At 46.9% G+C, this 13,814-nt stretch carries 12 protein-coding genes and 3 tRNA genes; 5 read left to right on the forward strand and 10 right to left on the reverse strand.

The features are described 5' to 3' along the window. Positions 1–43: 43 nt before the first annotated feature. The gene (locus ABDW33_RS11765) at positions 44–970 is read left to right on the forward strand and encodes a trypsin-like peptidase domain-containing protein (RefSeq protein WP_343690262.1); all 927 of its coding nucleotides are present in this window, start codon (positions 44–46) and stop codon (positions 968–970) included. Between the two features lie 72 nt (positions 971–1,042). Here ABDW33_RS11765 and ABDW33_RS11770 read toward each other — a convergent pair. The 4 genes from ABDW33_RS11770 to mtaB all read right to left on the reverse strand — a co-directional run bounded on the left by ABDW33_RS11770 (position 1,043) and on the right by mtaB (position 2,739). Beyond that, positions 1,043–1,117 (reverse strand) — tRNA-Val (locus ABDW33_RS11770). Between the two features lie 39 nt (positions 1,118–1,156). Continuing rightward, positions 1,157–1,231 (reverse strand) — tRNA-Val (locus ABDW33_RS11775). A 34-nt stretch (positions 1,232–1,265) separates the two neighbouring features. Beyond that, positions 1,266–1,340, reverse strand: a tRNA-Val gene (locus ABDW33_RS11780). A 121-nt stretch (positions 1,341–1,461) separates the two neighbouring features. After that, on the reverse strand, positions 1,462–2,739 hold the full coding sequence (gene mtaB / locus ABDW33_RS11785; RefSeq protein WP_343690263.1) for a tRNA (N(6)-L-threonylcarbamoyladenosine(37)-C(2))-methylthiotransferase MtaB: 1,278 nt from the start codon (positions 2,737–2,739) through the stop codon (positions 1,462–1,464). Positions 2,740–2,911: 172 nt separating this feature from the next. Here mtaB and ABDW33_RS11790 point away from each other — a divergent pair, with 172 nt between their 5' ends. The 3 genes from ABDW33_RS11790 to priA all read left to right on the forward strand — a co-directional run bounded on the left by ABDW33_RS11790 (position 2,912) and on the right by priA (position 6,677). Continuing rightward, complete coding sequence (locus tag ABDW33_RS11790) at positions 2,912–3,349, forward strand: DUF4258 domain-containing protein (protein ID WP_343690264.1); 438 nt, start codon at positions 2,912–2,914, stop codon at positions 3,347–3,349. A gap of 140 nt (positions 3,350–3,489) precedes the next feature. Further along, complete coding sequence (locus ABDW33_RS11795) at positions 3,490–4,233, forward strand: lysophospholipid acyltransferase family protein (protein ID WP_343690265.1); 744 nt, start codon at positions 3,490–3,492, stop codon at positions 4,231–4,233. Then, on the forward strand, positions 4,230–6,677 hold the full coding sequence (gene priA, locus ABDW33_RS11800) for a primosomal protein N' (protein WP_343690266.1): 2,448 nt from the start codon (positions 4,230–4,232) through the stop codon (positions 6,675–6,677). The genes ABDW33_RS11795 and priA overlap by 4 nt, the downstream gene beginning before the upstream one ends. A 75-nt stretch (positions 6,678–6,752) precedes the next feature. On the opposite strand, the gene ABDW33_RS11805 is transcribed toward priA, so the two are convergent. Continuing rightward, positions 6,753–7,442, reverse strand: coding sequence for an NAD(P)H-binding protein (locus ABDW33_RS11805; protein ID WP_343690267.1), 690 nt, complete (start codon positions 7,440–7,442; stop codon positions 6,753–6,755). 48 nt (positions 7,443–7,490) lie between these two features. Between ABDW33_RS11805 and murB the strand changes: the two genes are divergently transcribed. Then, a complete protein-coding gene (gene murB, locus ABDW33_RS11810) occupies positions 7,491–8,507 on the forward strand; it encodes a UDP-N-acetylmuramate dehydrogenase (protein WP_343690268.1) in 1,017 nt (338 codons plus the stop codon). A 31-nt stretch (positions 8,508–8,538) separates the two neighbouring features. Here murB and ABDW33_RS11815 read toward each other — a convergent pair whose 3' ends face one another. From ABDW33_RS11815 to nagB, 5 genes are all read right to left on the reverse strand, one after another. Beyond that, positions 8,539–8,745, reverse strand: a complete 207-nt coding sequence (locus ABDW33_RS11815; protein WP_343690269.1) for a hypothetical protein — start codon at positions 8,743–8,745, stop codon at positions 8,539–8,541. Between the two features lie 83 nt (positions 8,746–8,828). Further along, positions 8,829–9,785 carry a YpdA family putative bacillithiol disulfide reductase gene (locus tag ABDW33_RS11820; protein WP_343690270.1) on the reverse strand — a complete coding sequence of 319 codons (957 nt, stop codon included), beginning with the start codon at positions 9,783–9,785 and terminating at the stop codon, positions 8,829–8,831. Between the two features lie 44 nt (positions 9,786–9,829). Next, the gene (locus tag ABDW33_RS11825) at positions 9,830–10,507 is read right to left on the reverse strand and encodes a gamma-glutamyl-gamma-aminobutyrate hydrolase family protein (protein WP_343690271.1); all 678 of its coding nucleotides are present in this window, start codon (positions 10,505–10,507) and stop codon (positions 9,830–9,832) included. A gap of 4 nt (positions 10,508–10,511) precedes the next feature. Continuing rightward, on the reverse strand, positions 10,512–11,399 hold the full coding sequence (locus tag ABDW33_RS11830) for an SAM-dependent methyltransferase (RefSeq protein ID WP_343690272.1): 888 nt from the start codon (positions 11,397–11,399) through the stop codon (positions 10,512–10,514). Between the two features lie 324 nt (positions 11,400–11,723). Further along, on the reverse strand, positions 11,724–13,649 hold the full coding sequence (nagB, locus tag ABDW33_RS11835) for a glucosamine-6-phosphate deaminase (protein WP_343690273.1): 1,926 nt from the start codon (positions 13,647–13,649) through the stop codon (positions 11,724–11,726). Between the last annotated feature and the right edge of the window lie 165 nt (positions 13,650–13,814).

Below are 13,814 nucleotides of genomic sequence, written 5' to 3' on the forward strand. Positions count from 1 at the left end.
TGTCCCTCATTTGCCCGGGGTAAGGTATTTGATGTCTGTTGGCATGGACACATATTCTCAGGTAATTATCGACGCCGTAGAAAAAGTAAGTCCGGCGGTCGTAAAAATTGAAAGGCTGGAACGCAGCCCCCGCGGTGATGTGGTGGGTGGTTCGGGTTCCGGTTTTATTTTTTCATCAGATGGGTACCTGTTTACCAACAGTCATGTTGTAAAAGGTGCCAATCAGCTGAAAGTGAAGTTGCAGGACGGGAGGACTTACCCCGCTTATCTTGCAGGGCAGGATGCCGCGACAGATTTAGCTGTGTTAAAGATTGAAGCAGGGGAACTGACGACTGTACCATTGGGAGATTCAGATGTATTGAAGATCGGCCAACTTGCGATTGCGATCGGCAATCCGTTAGGTTTTCAGCATACGGTTACAGCTGGTGTGATCAGTGCGTTAGGGCGTTCATTACGGGGTGCTGACGGACTGATGATGGACAGTATGATACAGACAGATGCTGCATTGAATCCGGGCAATTCAGGAGGACCATTGATCAATGGCGATGGAGAGGTAATAGGCGTCAATACAGCGATCATTAATGGTGCGCAGGGGTTATGCTTCGCTATCAGTATAAACACCGCTAAATCGATCGCAAACCAGCTTATTCGTTTCGGGAAGGTAAAGCGTGCTTATATCGGTGTGGCCATGCAGCAGGTAGACCTGGTGCCGAGGTTGCGGGCGATGCATGAAGTGAAGAACAGGCAGGGATTGTTTGTGACGCAGGTGGAGCGGAATAGTCCGGCGGCAAAAGCCGGTGTGAAGGATGGAGATATCATCGTGGGGTTTGCAGACAGGGTAGTGGAGACGGCAGATCAGTTCTTTAAAATGATGACAGAAGAGAAAATCGGGCAGTGGCAGTTTTTGAAAGTGATCAGAGGGAGTGAGATGGTGGAAGTGAGGGTGACACCGGTGGAAAAGGGAGATTAAATGCAGAGAAACGACAGAATAGCAGGACCTGCCAGCAACAAAAAAGCCTTAGCAATTTGCTAAGGCTTTTTGTGGGAGTTGACGGATTCGAACCATCGACCCTCTGCTTGTAAGGCAGATGCTCTGAACCAGCTGAGCTAAACTCCCATTACTAAATTACCATTTAAAAGACATTCTCGAAAAAAGTGGGAGTTGACGGATTCGAACCATCGACCCTCTGCTTGTAAGGCAGATGCTCTGAACCAGCTGAGCTAAACTCCCAATTAATGGTAATGTGAAAGAACTTTTGAAGAGGTGGGAGTTGACGGATTCGAACCATCGACCCTCTGCTTGTAAGGCAGATGCTCTGAACCAGCTGAGCTAAACTCCCTTTTTGTTTTTGTGTCTCTCTCGTCTGAGAGGATTGCAAAGGTAGATAATTGTTTTATTTCGCCAAATTTTTTTTAAAAAACTTTTAAAATAATTTCTGTCTAACCGCTGAAACCCTTTACCTAACTGAGTTTCCAGTCAATAATATTATTCGCCCATTCTTCTTTAACAGGTGTTGTTACCTTGATATAATTGTCTGTATATCCTTCCATCACACCGTCTTTGTGGTACTTTTCAAACAACACTTTCCTGGTTTCACCGGTATGCTGTGCGGCAAAGAATTGCGCCTTCTTATGACTCAGGTTACGCAGGATCTTATTACGCTCGTTACGTACGTGTACAGGCACTACAGGCTGGATTTCCAGTGCTGCGGTATTGGCTCTTTCCGAGTAGGTAAATACATGAAAATAGCTCACATCCAGCGCATGTAAAAAATCGTATGTCTCCTGGAAATGCGCATCCGTTTCTCCCGGAAAACCAACTATCACGTCAACCCCTATACTACAATGCGGCATGAACTGTTTGATCAGTGCAACTTTCTCTGCATATAGTTCCCTGCGATAACGGCGACGCATCATGCCCAGTATATCGTTGCTGCCACTCTGCAAAGGAATATGGAAGTGAGGCATAAAGCGCTGGCTGTTTGCCACGAACTCAATGATCTCATTACTCAGCAGGTTGGGTTCTATAGAAGAGATACGGTAACGATCTATACCTGTTACCTTGTCCAGTTCCTGTATCAGTTCAAAAAATGTTTCTTCTCTCTTTTTGCCACCCTGCAGTCCTTTTCCAAAATCTCCGAGGTTGATACCGGTCAGTACGATTTCGCGCACATCACTTTCCGCAATCTGCTGTACCTGTTCCATCACATTGGTGATAGCATCACTGCGGCTCTTACCTCTTGCCATTGGAATGGTACAGAATGAACAGGTATAGTCACAACCATCCTGTACCTTGAGGAAGGTACGGGTACGATCGTTCATTGAATAAGAAGCATGGAAAATATTCACCTGCTCAATATCGCAGCTGCAGATCTTTGCGCTGTCGCCCTTGGTCAGGTTTTTCAGGTGTTCTACCAGGTTGAATTTCTCAGCAGCCCCCAGTACGAGGTCTACCCCTTCGATCTCAGCAATTTCTTTTGGTTTGAGCTGCGCATAGCACCCGGTAATGACTACCCTGCTCTCCGGCGCCCTGCGCTGGATGCGGCGTACCAGGTAACGGCATTCCTTGTCGGCATTGTCTGTCACAGAGCAGGTATTGATCACATACACGTCTGCCGGTCCCTCAAAATCCGTTTGCACAAAGCCATCCTGCTCCAGCAACCTGCTCAGGGAAGAGGTCTCAGAGAAGTTCAGCTTACAGCCGAGTGTATGGAAAGCTACTGTTTTCGCTGTTGTCATCGTTTCAATTACTTTGTCACTAAGGGTAGGAGCCGGAATGGCCTGCTACCGAACCCGCAAAGGTAATTCCTTTTTGTGAGAGTTGGTAAGGGTGAATTTTTAGGGTTATATTGACAAAAATGTCTAGCTTGCCTCTCCAAGTTGCAATCTTTCCATAATCTGTTGAGACACTATGAGATCAAAAGGTAAGTATATTCCAATGTTGTTACTTGCATTGCTATTGCTCCTGGCATGGGAGCAGCAATGGTGGAAAGGTCCCTCACACCAACCACAGGTGAACAGGCCCGGTACGGTGGAACGCACATTACCCAACCCGGTAAACGACCCTTCCAATCTTGACAGGCATGCACGCCTTACTTACACCAAACATGCACTTTGCCGTATGGATTGCCGGCACATCACTGAACATGAAGTCACCGAAATCCTGGAAACAGGACAGATCAATACCGAAAAATCGAATCCACATGACCTGCCTTGTCCTACCTATGCACTCGAAGGTTACTCGGAAGAAGGTCAGCATCTCCGCATCGTTTTTGCACCTTGTGGTGGAGAAACAAAAGTCGTGACCTGTATAGACCTTGAAAAAGAATGGCAATGCGATTGTCGTTGATTTTCATATAGTTGTATAGATAGCGAAGGCCGGCTCGCTACCCGCCGCAGTGATTGTCATAAAATAAAAATTCTCCATCTTTACACAATTAACTGTAATTTTCAGGCTTGCATTTGACTAAAAACAGACAGGCGTTTATCATGAAGCTTTTGCTAAAACCAATTCAATGGCTGTATATTTTATATGCCGCTATCATCTTTGTAGGAGTCATGTTACTCATACTTCCATTTATCTTCCTGGCCTCCTTTTTAGGTAGAATTAAAGGTGGAAATGTGATCTACTATTTCCTGTGGTTCTGGTCACGCACCTGGTTTCCTGCTGTTGGTATCTTCGTTAAAAGAATTTATAAATACGACCGTAAAGATAAAACGCCCTTCATTTACGTTGTGAATCACAGCACCTACCTCGATGCCGCACTGGCCGTAGGTGTGATGCGCCTCCCTTTCCGCCCGCTGGGTAAAATCGAGATGCAGAAAATTCCCCTGTTTGGTTTTATCTATAAACATGCTGTTGTTCCTGTAGACCGTTCTGATGCCAAAGCCCGCTCCAGAAGTGTGCGTGAACTCATTGCTACCATTAAGGAAGGGGTATCCATCCTCATTTTCCCTGAAGGTACTACCAACGATACCGATAAGCCACTCACTCCTTTTCACAACGGGGCTTTCCGCATAGCGATTGAAACACAGACTGCCCTGCAACCCGTATTATACCTGGATTGTAAGGACCGCCTGCCACGCTCAAAAGTTGCCAGGCTGAACCCTGGCCGTTGCCGCATCGTATACCTGCCGCCTGTAAGAGTAGACGGTATGACGATGGAAGATCTGCCGGCACTGAAACAACAGGTGTTCGATATCATGGAAAAAGAATTGTTAAGTTACCGATGAAATTTGCCGACGTCATACTTCCTTTAGCACTGCCTAAGAATTACACTTATGCAGTACCTGACCATATGGTAGACAGCCTGAAAGTGGGCAGCCGCGTGGCTGTACCCCTGGGCCGCCAGAAGAAGTATGCCGGTGTGGTAAAGGCCATTCACGAACTGGCGCCACCTGACTACAAAACCAAACCATTACTGGACCTGCTTGACAAAGATCCGATCGTATATCCTACACAGCTTTCCTTCTGGGAATGGCTGGCGTCTTACTACATGTGTACTGAAGGGGAAGTGCTCAACGCCGCCCTGCCTGCACACCTTAAACTCTCCAGTGAAACGGTATTGCTGTTCAACGATGCTTACGGGGAGGATTTCACGGACCTGAGTGATGATGAATACATGATTGCGGAAGCACTGCACATCCGCAAAGAACTCCGTATTGAAGAAGTACAGCTCATTCTCGACAAATCAGAAGTGTACTCTGTGATCAAAAAACTGATCGAAAAGCAGGTACTGCTGGTATATGAAGAGCTGAAAGAAGTATATAAAGAAAAGAAGGAAAACTACGTACAGCTCCACGCCCAATACGAGGCAGAAGAGGCACTGTCCAACCTTTTCAATACACTGGGTAAAGCACCCAAACAAATGGAATTGTTGCTGGCATACCTGCACCTCGTAAAAACACAGGGGAGTGTATTGCAAAGTGAACTGCTCAAAAAATCCGGTGCCTCTGCCGCACAACTGAAAGGCCTGGTAGACAAAGAGATCGTGTGGATTGAAAAGAGAGTGGTAGACCGTGTACCCGGTGGTGGCAAGGTGGATGTACAGATAGATTTCACGTTGAGTCCAGCGCAGGATAAAGCGCTGCAGGAGATAAGAACCAGTTTTGAACAGAAATCGGTTACTTTATTGCACGGGGTGACTTCCAGCGGGAAGACACAGTTGTACATCAAGCTGATCGAGGAATATATTGCCAGCGGCAAACAGGTGCTGTACCTGTTACCCGAAATTGCGCTTACCGCCCAGATCGTACGCCGCCTGCAAAAGCATTTTGGCAATAAAATAGGTATTTATCACTCCCGTTTCAATAACAATGAGCGGGTTGAAATATGGCACAAGGTAAAGAGCGGGGAACTGCGCATCCTGCTGGGTGCCCGTTCCAGCCTGTTGTTGCCTTTCCGTGAACTGGGCCTGATCATTCTCGACGAAGAGCATGATCCTTCCTATAAACAACAGGATCCCGCACCCCGTTATCATGCCAGAGATGCGGCTATCTATTATGCTGGTCTCTTTAAGGCAAAAGTATTGTTAGGTTCTGCCACGCCTTCGCTGGAGTCGTATTTTAATGCCACACAGGGGAAATATGGCCTGGTGGAACTGAGCGAACGCTTTGGCGGACTGGAAATGCCGGAGATAGAGATTGTGGATGTAAAGAAGGTACAGTCAGAGAAACGGATGCAGGAGAATTTCTCACCACAACTCACGGAGGCCATCCAGGCGACACTTGCACAGGGGAACCAGGTCATCCTGTTCCAGAACAGGAGAGGGTATGCACCCTTTATGATGTGTACCACCTGTGGATGGATTCCCACCTGTAAGAACTGTGATGTATCGCTTACCTACCACCGGTACCAGGATCAGCTGACGTGCCATTACTGTGGTACCCGCTATCCTTATGTGCATACCTGTGCGGCATGTGGTAGTCAATCGATCGTATCAAAGAGTTTTGGTACCGAAAAAATCGAAACCGATCTGCTGGAATTGTTCCCGAAAGCACGCATTGCCCGTATGGACATGGATGCGGTGAGGAACAAGGATAGTCATAATAAAATGATCCAGCTGCTGGAAAACCGGGAAATAGATATTCTTGTGGGTACGCAGATGGTAGTGAAGGGACTGGATTTTGAAAATGTGAGCCTGGTGGGCATATTGAGTGCCGACAACCTGCTGGGATTCCCTGATTTCAGGGTGAATGAAAGGGCGTTTCAACTGATGGAGCAGGTGAGCGGACGAGCGGGGCGCAAGCATGGAAAGGGAAAAGTGTTGATACAGGCATACCGGACGCAGCATCCTATTTTACATTATGTGACCATTCATGATTATAAGGCAATGTATGCCGCCGAGATCGCGGAGCGGCAGAACTTTGGCTATCCACCGTTCTTCCGTTTACTGAAGCTGACATTGAAACACAAGGACCAGAAAGTAGTAGAGCAGGCAGCACAGGTATTGGCAAACTGGCTCCGGCCACATATAGGGCCTCACCTGGTAGGACCGGCAGCACCGTTGGTAGGTAGGGTAAGAAATTATTACCTGCAGGAGATGATGATCAAGCTGCCAAGAGATGTAAAAATGATTGCACAAACAAAGCAGCTGCTGAGAGAAACGTTTATACAATTACTGGCGGAGAAACAATTCAGGAGTGTAATTATTGTGCCCGATGTCGATTACATATAGAACGTTGAATGACTGGCCTGTCAACTCCCCGGCGGGTGCCATCCGGTCTGACGTGTACAACGTATAAGCCAGCCTTTATGATTGCGTAATCGCCCGTTCTTTCTCCCATTCCGCCATTTCCCTGATTTTATCTGATTCATAGATATGTGCCCCATCGGGCGTGTTGGTGGCTGCATAGATCATTCCAAGGGCTACATTACCTGCTTTAATAGGCCGGTATTTCTTCCATCTTCCCAGCAGGAAGAAATAGAACAACCCGGTCAGGATATATCCCAGCCATTCCCCCAACCTGAAATCTTTCCTTAATCCTACGAGCATAGACGGCCTGAAAATATGATAACCCGGAAACGCCAGCGCCATGATGGCATTTTCAGTCTCTCCCTTGGTACGCAAATAGAAGTTTTTCGAAATAGCGGAAGCACCTACACTCGACATGAGCAGGAATTGCCTGACACCTTGCTTACGTGCAATCGTTGCACAACGTACCGGGATACTGAAATCCACTTCCCTGAACTTTTCCTGGCTCCCTGCCTGACGGATAGTAGTACCGATACAGCAAAACAGGGCATCACCTGTGAGTGCCTGTGCCAATCCCTCTTCGTCATTGAAGTCAACAATGACCGGTTCCAGGCCGGGGCGCTGCTTCAACGTAGGTGTGCGTAGCAGTACCTTTACCTTGCTGAAACGCTCATCGTGCAGGAGCATGGTGACCAGGTTCCGACCGGTCAACCCGGTTCCTCCTATTACTACGGCTGTTTGAGACATGCTTTTGTTATCTTTGTCAGGAATGTGTGTTTATAAATTTACGACCATATGCTGATTTCTGAAAATGTTTTGCTCCGGCCTTATAATACGTTTGGCATAGCTGCTCAGTCAAGGTACTTTGCTGCTTTTTCTACCCCTGATGAGTTGCGGGAGCTGTTGAGCGCTCCGCAGTTCAAGACCTTGCCCCATATGATCCTGGGAGGAGGAAGTAACGTGCTCTTTACAAAAGATTTTGATGGGGTGATCCTGAAGAACGGAATTAAAGGGATTGAGGTAGTGAAGGAGGATGACGAGTATGTATATGTGAAATCCGGGGCGGGAGAAAGCTGGCATGGGTTTGTGATGGAGAATATCAGGCATAACAGGGCGGGCCTCGAAAACCTGTCCCTGATACCCGGCAATGTGGGGGCTAGTCCTATGCAGAATATCGGGGCGTATGGTGTGGAGATCAAAGATACCTTTCATTCCCTGGAGGCATTGCATGTAGAAGATCTGTCTGTAGTGACTTTTAACAGGGAGGAGTGTGCATTTGGATACAGGGAGAGTGTGTTTAAACATAAGTACAAAGGGCAGTTTGCCATCCTTTCTGTAACATTCAGACTAAGCAGGCAGCCGCGGTTTAACACCAGTTATGGGGCGATAGAGGCTGAGTTGAAGGAAATGGGTGTACAGGAACTGAGTATACAGGCGATCAGTCAGGCGGTGATCAATATCAGGTCTTCTAAGTTGCCTGATCCGGCGAAGATCGGTAATGCGGGTAGTTTCTTCAAGAATCCAACTGTGAGTGGAAGTGAATACGAAAGAATAAAAGGTACGTACCCGAATGTAGTGGCGTACCCGGTAGATGGGGGACAGTTCAAGCTGGCAGCGGGGTGGTTGATAGAGCAATGTGGCTGGAAAGGGTATCGGGCAGGAGATGCAGGGGTGCATGCAAAACAGGCGTTGGTGCTGGTGAATTATGGAGAGGCGAAAGGAGGGGAGATCTATCATTTATCGCAGCAGGTGCTGGATAGTGTGGAGGAGAAGTTTGGGGTATTGCTTGAGCGGGAAGTGAATATCATTTAATCATATTTCAGGGAGAAACAGCCGGTATCTTTTATGCTTTGATACCGGCTGTTTCTTTTGTCGGGTAACGGCAACCTTTTTTAGGAGATGCTGCCGGTGTAATTCTTTGATACCGGCTGTTTCTTTTGTCGGGTAACAGCACTCTTTTCAGGAGATGCTGCCGGTGTAATTCTTTGATACCGGCTGTTTCTTTTGCTGGGTAACAGCACTCTTTTTTAGGAGGTGTTGCCGGTGTCATTCTTTAATAGCAGCTGTTTCTTTTGTCGGGTAACAGTACTCTTTTTATGAGATGCTGCCGGTGTCATACGTACAATACCTCTGCTATTTTTTGCGTAGAATATCTGCAATAATCTTATCTGCATGATCCCTTGAATTCTCAATGAACCATACGGCTGTATTCATACCCCCGCACACCACGCCTGCCAGGTACATTCCCGGCATGTTCGTTTCCATGGTCTCCGGGTTATATTTCGGATGTCGTTTCTCATCATCAGACAACTGGATACCTGCATTTTCCAAAAAGGCAAAATTCGGCTGGTAACCGGTGAGGGCCAATACATAATCGTTCTGAATTGTGACGATTCCCTCGGGTGTCTGGATATCTACCTCTCTTTCCCTGATCGCTTTCAGGTTAGCATGATAATATACCTTGATAGATCCTTCCGCAATGCGGTTTTCTATATCTGGTTTTACCCAATACTTTACGCGTTTGCCTATTGCTCCTTCACGGATCACCATTGTCACATCGGCGCCTTTGCGGTATGTTTCCAGTGCTGCATCTACAGAAGAGTTATTAGCGCCTACTACCACTACTTTCTGTGTGGCATAGAAGTGAGGGTCTTTGTAATAGTGTGTCACTTTTGCGAGGTCTTCACCCGGAATGTTCAGCATATTCGGAATGTCATAGAAGCCAGTCGCGATAATGACATGATCAGCAGTATATGTTTCCTTACTTGTTTTAATAGTATACCCGGGCGTGATGCTTTCTACTTTCTCGAACAGGCGTACATGCAGTTTGTTAGCCACCGCTACACGTCGATAGTATTCCAGCGCCTCCGGGCGTATTGGTTTTGCATTGATTGATACCCAGGGAATGCCGCCAATTTCCAGCTTCTCCGAGGTAGAGAAGAAGGTCATGTATAACGGGTAATTGTAGAGCGAGTTGGTTAGGCAGCCTTTTTCTATGATGAGATAGGTTAATCCGGCCTTTTGCGCTGCGAGTCCACATGCCAGTCCTATCGGACCAGCGCCGACAATCAGGATATCGTACTTTTCCATGAAAGCAAATTTACGAAATAAATGGGGGAGTGGGGTGTGCCGGTTTACTTCGTCAGATACGTCAACACTTCATGCATCAGTGCATTATTCTCCGGAATAAACCCAGACAGATCGTGAATGAATGCTTTATCCTGCACATAAGGCGCGGCGACCAGTTCGTCTTCTCCGTGTGCCAGCATACTTTCCAGGCTTTCCTGCGTTACTTCGAAATGAAATTGCAGCGCAATTACCTTTTTATTGTACACGAATGCCTGATTGGGCGTAGCTGCAGACGCTGCAAATCCAGCTGCACCAGCAGGCAGATCAAAGGTATCTCCATGCCAGTGGAATACGGTCATTTCCTGTGGCAGCACTTTCACGGGGGAAGAGGGACTGAATCGTACGGGGTACCAACCAATTTCCTTCTGTTCATTCGCATACACCTGCGCACCTAATACATGGGCAATGAGCTGTGCGCCCAGGCAGATACCCAGTACGGGTTTATTGTCATGAATGGCTTGTCTGATAATGGCTTTTTCTACAGTCAGCCAGGGGTATTCACTTTCATCATGAACCCCCATCGGTCCTCCCATTACAATGAGGAAATCAAAGTCAGACGCAGTTGGCGGGGTTGTGTGCTTAAACCAGTGAGTGTAGGTGACTTCGTGTGCATTGGCGTTGATCCAGTCCAGTATGCATCCCGGACCTTCAAAAGGCACGTGCATGAAGATGTGTATATGCATAAGTTTATTTTACTACGGCCATTACTACCCGGTAGTATTCCAATCCATTCATTTTATCAGCGCTTTTACCAAAGCTGCTATGCCTGTAGCTATCAGCATCAACGTCATACAGGAGCTCCATATTATAGCCTGCCAGGAATTGTTCCATTTTAGAAGGGGCCATTCCAAAGTTCCGGAATTCCTGGTGCTGGCGCAATTCTTTTGGGGAAATCGCTGTGCCTAAGAAAGATTGGGTATGGGTAAGGACTTTTTCATCAATGTAGATGAAAATAATCCGGGTGCCGCTTGCGAATTTACTGAAATATTGGAAGAGCTTATCAGCAATAGGAACTGTCAGAGAGTTCGTCACACCTTCCCAGATCATCAGTGTTTTGTAATGAGATTTGAGCAGGTGATGAGGAATGGTCGTTTCCAGTTGTTGATGTTCGAAATCTACGGGAAGATAATCAATAAATTCCGCAGGTTTGTTTTTCAGATGTTCAAGTACGTTTCTTTTCTCTTCCTGCAGGCGGGGATGGTCAATTTCAACAAATGCCAGTTTGCTTCTGAAGGCAAGGCGATGAATACGGCAATCGTAGCCGGGGCCGAAGAGGATGAGTTGATTGATGCCATAGTTGAGGATAGTTTCCTGTGTCATGACATCGATGAGCCTTGTCCGGGCCAGGCAGCTGGTGAATGCACCGGAAAAGCAGGCATCGAGGATCTTGCTGATGAGGAAGTTCAATCCGGGTATTGCAGACAGGCTGGCAATGATGCGAAGGTTGGTTGGCAGGAAGTATTTGGCATATGGGTCATTGAAAAGATAGCGCCGTTGGCCGGGAAGTCGGTTAGAAGCAATGGCACGAAATAAAGCCAAATAAGCGGCTGATCTGCTGGCAAGGAGCAGTCTCATACAAATAACAATTTAAGAGATGACAATCAATAGGTTAAAACCGTGGAATGACGATTCGGGAAAGTCAAGATTTTGGTTAAAAATTTTGGATGATAAATGTAAAGAATATTTTCATTCTGATAAGGATAGTGGCAAAATTAAATTGTGCAAAATGCAAAGGAGTCCTTTTTATATCGGGGAGGGTGTGAGGGCATCTTATGCGGTGGAGAGGGATGGTAGGTGCAGGGTTCATTGAAGATAAGGAGGGTGATGAGTAAGCTGCGTGCACAAACAAAAAAGGGTGACTGGTTGCCCAATCACCCTTTTCGTATAGCAAGCAAGTACTTACATGAAATGGTATCTTACAAAAGCTTCCATCGCTGCATACTTTTGCAAACCTAACTGGTCGTAGAGGTTGGCGGTATCTGCGTTACGATCTTCTGCTCTTTCCCAGAATTCACGGCTGTCAGTACCCTGGAATGGCACGACGTCTTTCTGGCTCTGGTGGATAAAGATACCCAGGCGTTTTTGTCTTACCTGGTCCGGGCTCATTGGCACTGCCATTTCGATCTCATTGATCTTCCACTCCTGCCATGCGCCTTTGTACAACCATACCCAGCAGTCCTTCATGTATTCTTCGTGCTTCAGTTGTTCCAGAGCAGCGAAGATGATTTCCAGGCATACTTTGTGGGTACCATGTGGATCTGCGAGGTCACCAGCACAGTAGATCTGATGTGGTTTTACCTGGCGGATCAGTTCTTTGGTGATATCGATATCAGCCTGGCTGGCAGGTGCTTTTTCGATCAGGCCTGTTTCGTAGAAAGGCAGGTTATTATAGTGGATATTTTCTTCAGGAATACCTACGTAGCGGCAGGTAGCTTTAGCTTCGCCACGACGGATCAGCCCTTTGATCGCACGGATTTCAGGCGTATCTTTCTGGGAAGGCTTCTTGGAACCGAGGAATGCTTTTGCATCTGCCAGTACCTGGGAGCTCTTGCTACGGTCGATGCCGAACATATCTTCAAAGCCTACTGCGAAGTCGATATAACGCAGTACGAACTCGTCAGTAACAGCGATGTTACCGGAAGTCTGGTAGGCTACGTGTACATCATGACCCTGCTCATGCAGGCGGATGAAGGTACCACCCATAGAGATGATGTCATCGTCAGGGTGTGGGGAGAAGATCAGCACACGTTTTTTCAGTGGCTCGGAGCGTTCCGGGTGGCTGGGCAACTGTGCACCTGGTTTACCACCTGGCCATCCGGTGATGGTATCACGCAGACCGTTGAATTCTTCGATATTTAATTCGTATGCAGAACCGTATTGTACGATCAGGTCGTTTAAGCCGTTTTCATTGTAATCCCTGTCAGTCAGCATCAGGATTGGCTTGTTCAGCTTCAGGGCGAGGTTGGTCACTGCTTTACGACGCAGTTTAGGCGTCCATTCGCAATCACCGGTCAGCCATGGTTCTTTGTTACGGGTAAGGTCTTCTGCTGCCTGCTCATCGATTACGAATTTGCAGTCAGGGTGCTGTTGCAGCAGGGAAGCTGGCACCTGGTCACTGCTGTGACCTTCTACAGAGCGCTGAACGATCTTTGATTTATGAGAACCCCATGCCAGCAGTACAACGCGTTTCGCTTTGAAAATGGTGCTCAGACCCATGGTGATAGCGAGACGGGGTACCAGGCTCATATTGGAAAACTCGAATGCATTTGCCATTCTTGTTGAGTTATCCAGCGTTACGAGGCGGGTATGAGAGTTGAGGGTGGAACCTGGTTCGTTGAACCCGATATGGCCATTGGTACCAATACCGAGAATTTGCAGGTCAATACCACCGGCAGCTTCGATTTTTGCTTCATATTCAGCTGCGAATTCTTTCACTTTTTCCTTTGGAACAGTACCATCTGGAATGTGGTAGTTACCTGCCGGAATGTCAATGTGGTTGAACAGCTGTTCCTTCATGAACCTGTTGTAGCTCTGCAGCGCATCTGGTTCGATCGGATAGTATTCATCCAGATTGAAAGTGATCACGTTTTTGAAACTCAGACCTTCTTCTTTGTGAAGGCGGACAAGTTCAGCATAAAGATACTTTGGAGTAGAGCCGGTAGCCAGGCCTAATACTACCTTTTGGTTAGCGGCCTGTCTTGCTTTGATCAATGCTGCTATTTCCTGTGCCACTGCTTTGGAACCGTCTTTAGCGGTAGGATATATATCCACGGCTATTTGTTCGAAACTGTCAATCAGTTCAATTTCCTGATGATTTAGCGTCATGATTGTTAATTTGGATTAGATGCGGTTTAAAAACGAGACCGAAAATTAAAAAAAATCTTCTTACGGAGGTAGAATTTTTGTGCTTGTTTAAGCAGAAACGACAAAAATCATAAATGTATAAGGTACGCTTGTAGCATTTGTATTGAAAAATGAGAAAAAGGTATC

Origin of the sequence: Chitinophaga sp., assembly GCF_039596155.1 — a bacterium.
Taxonomy (GTDB): domain Bacteria; phylum Bacteroidota; class Bacteroidia; order Chitinophagales; family Chitinophagaceae; genus Chitinophaga.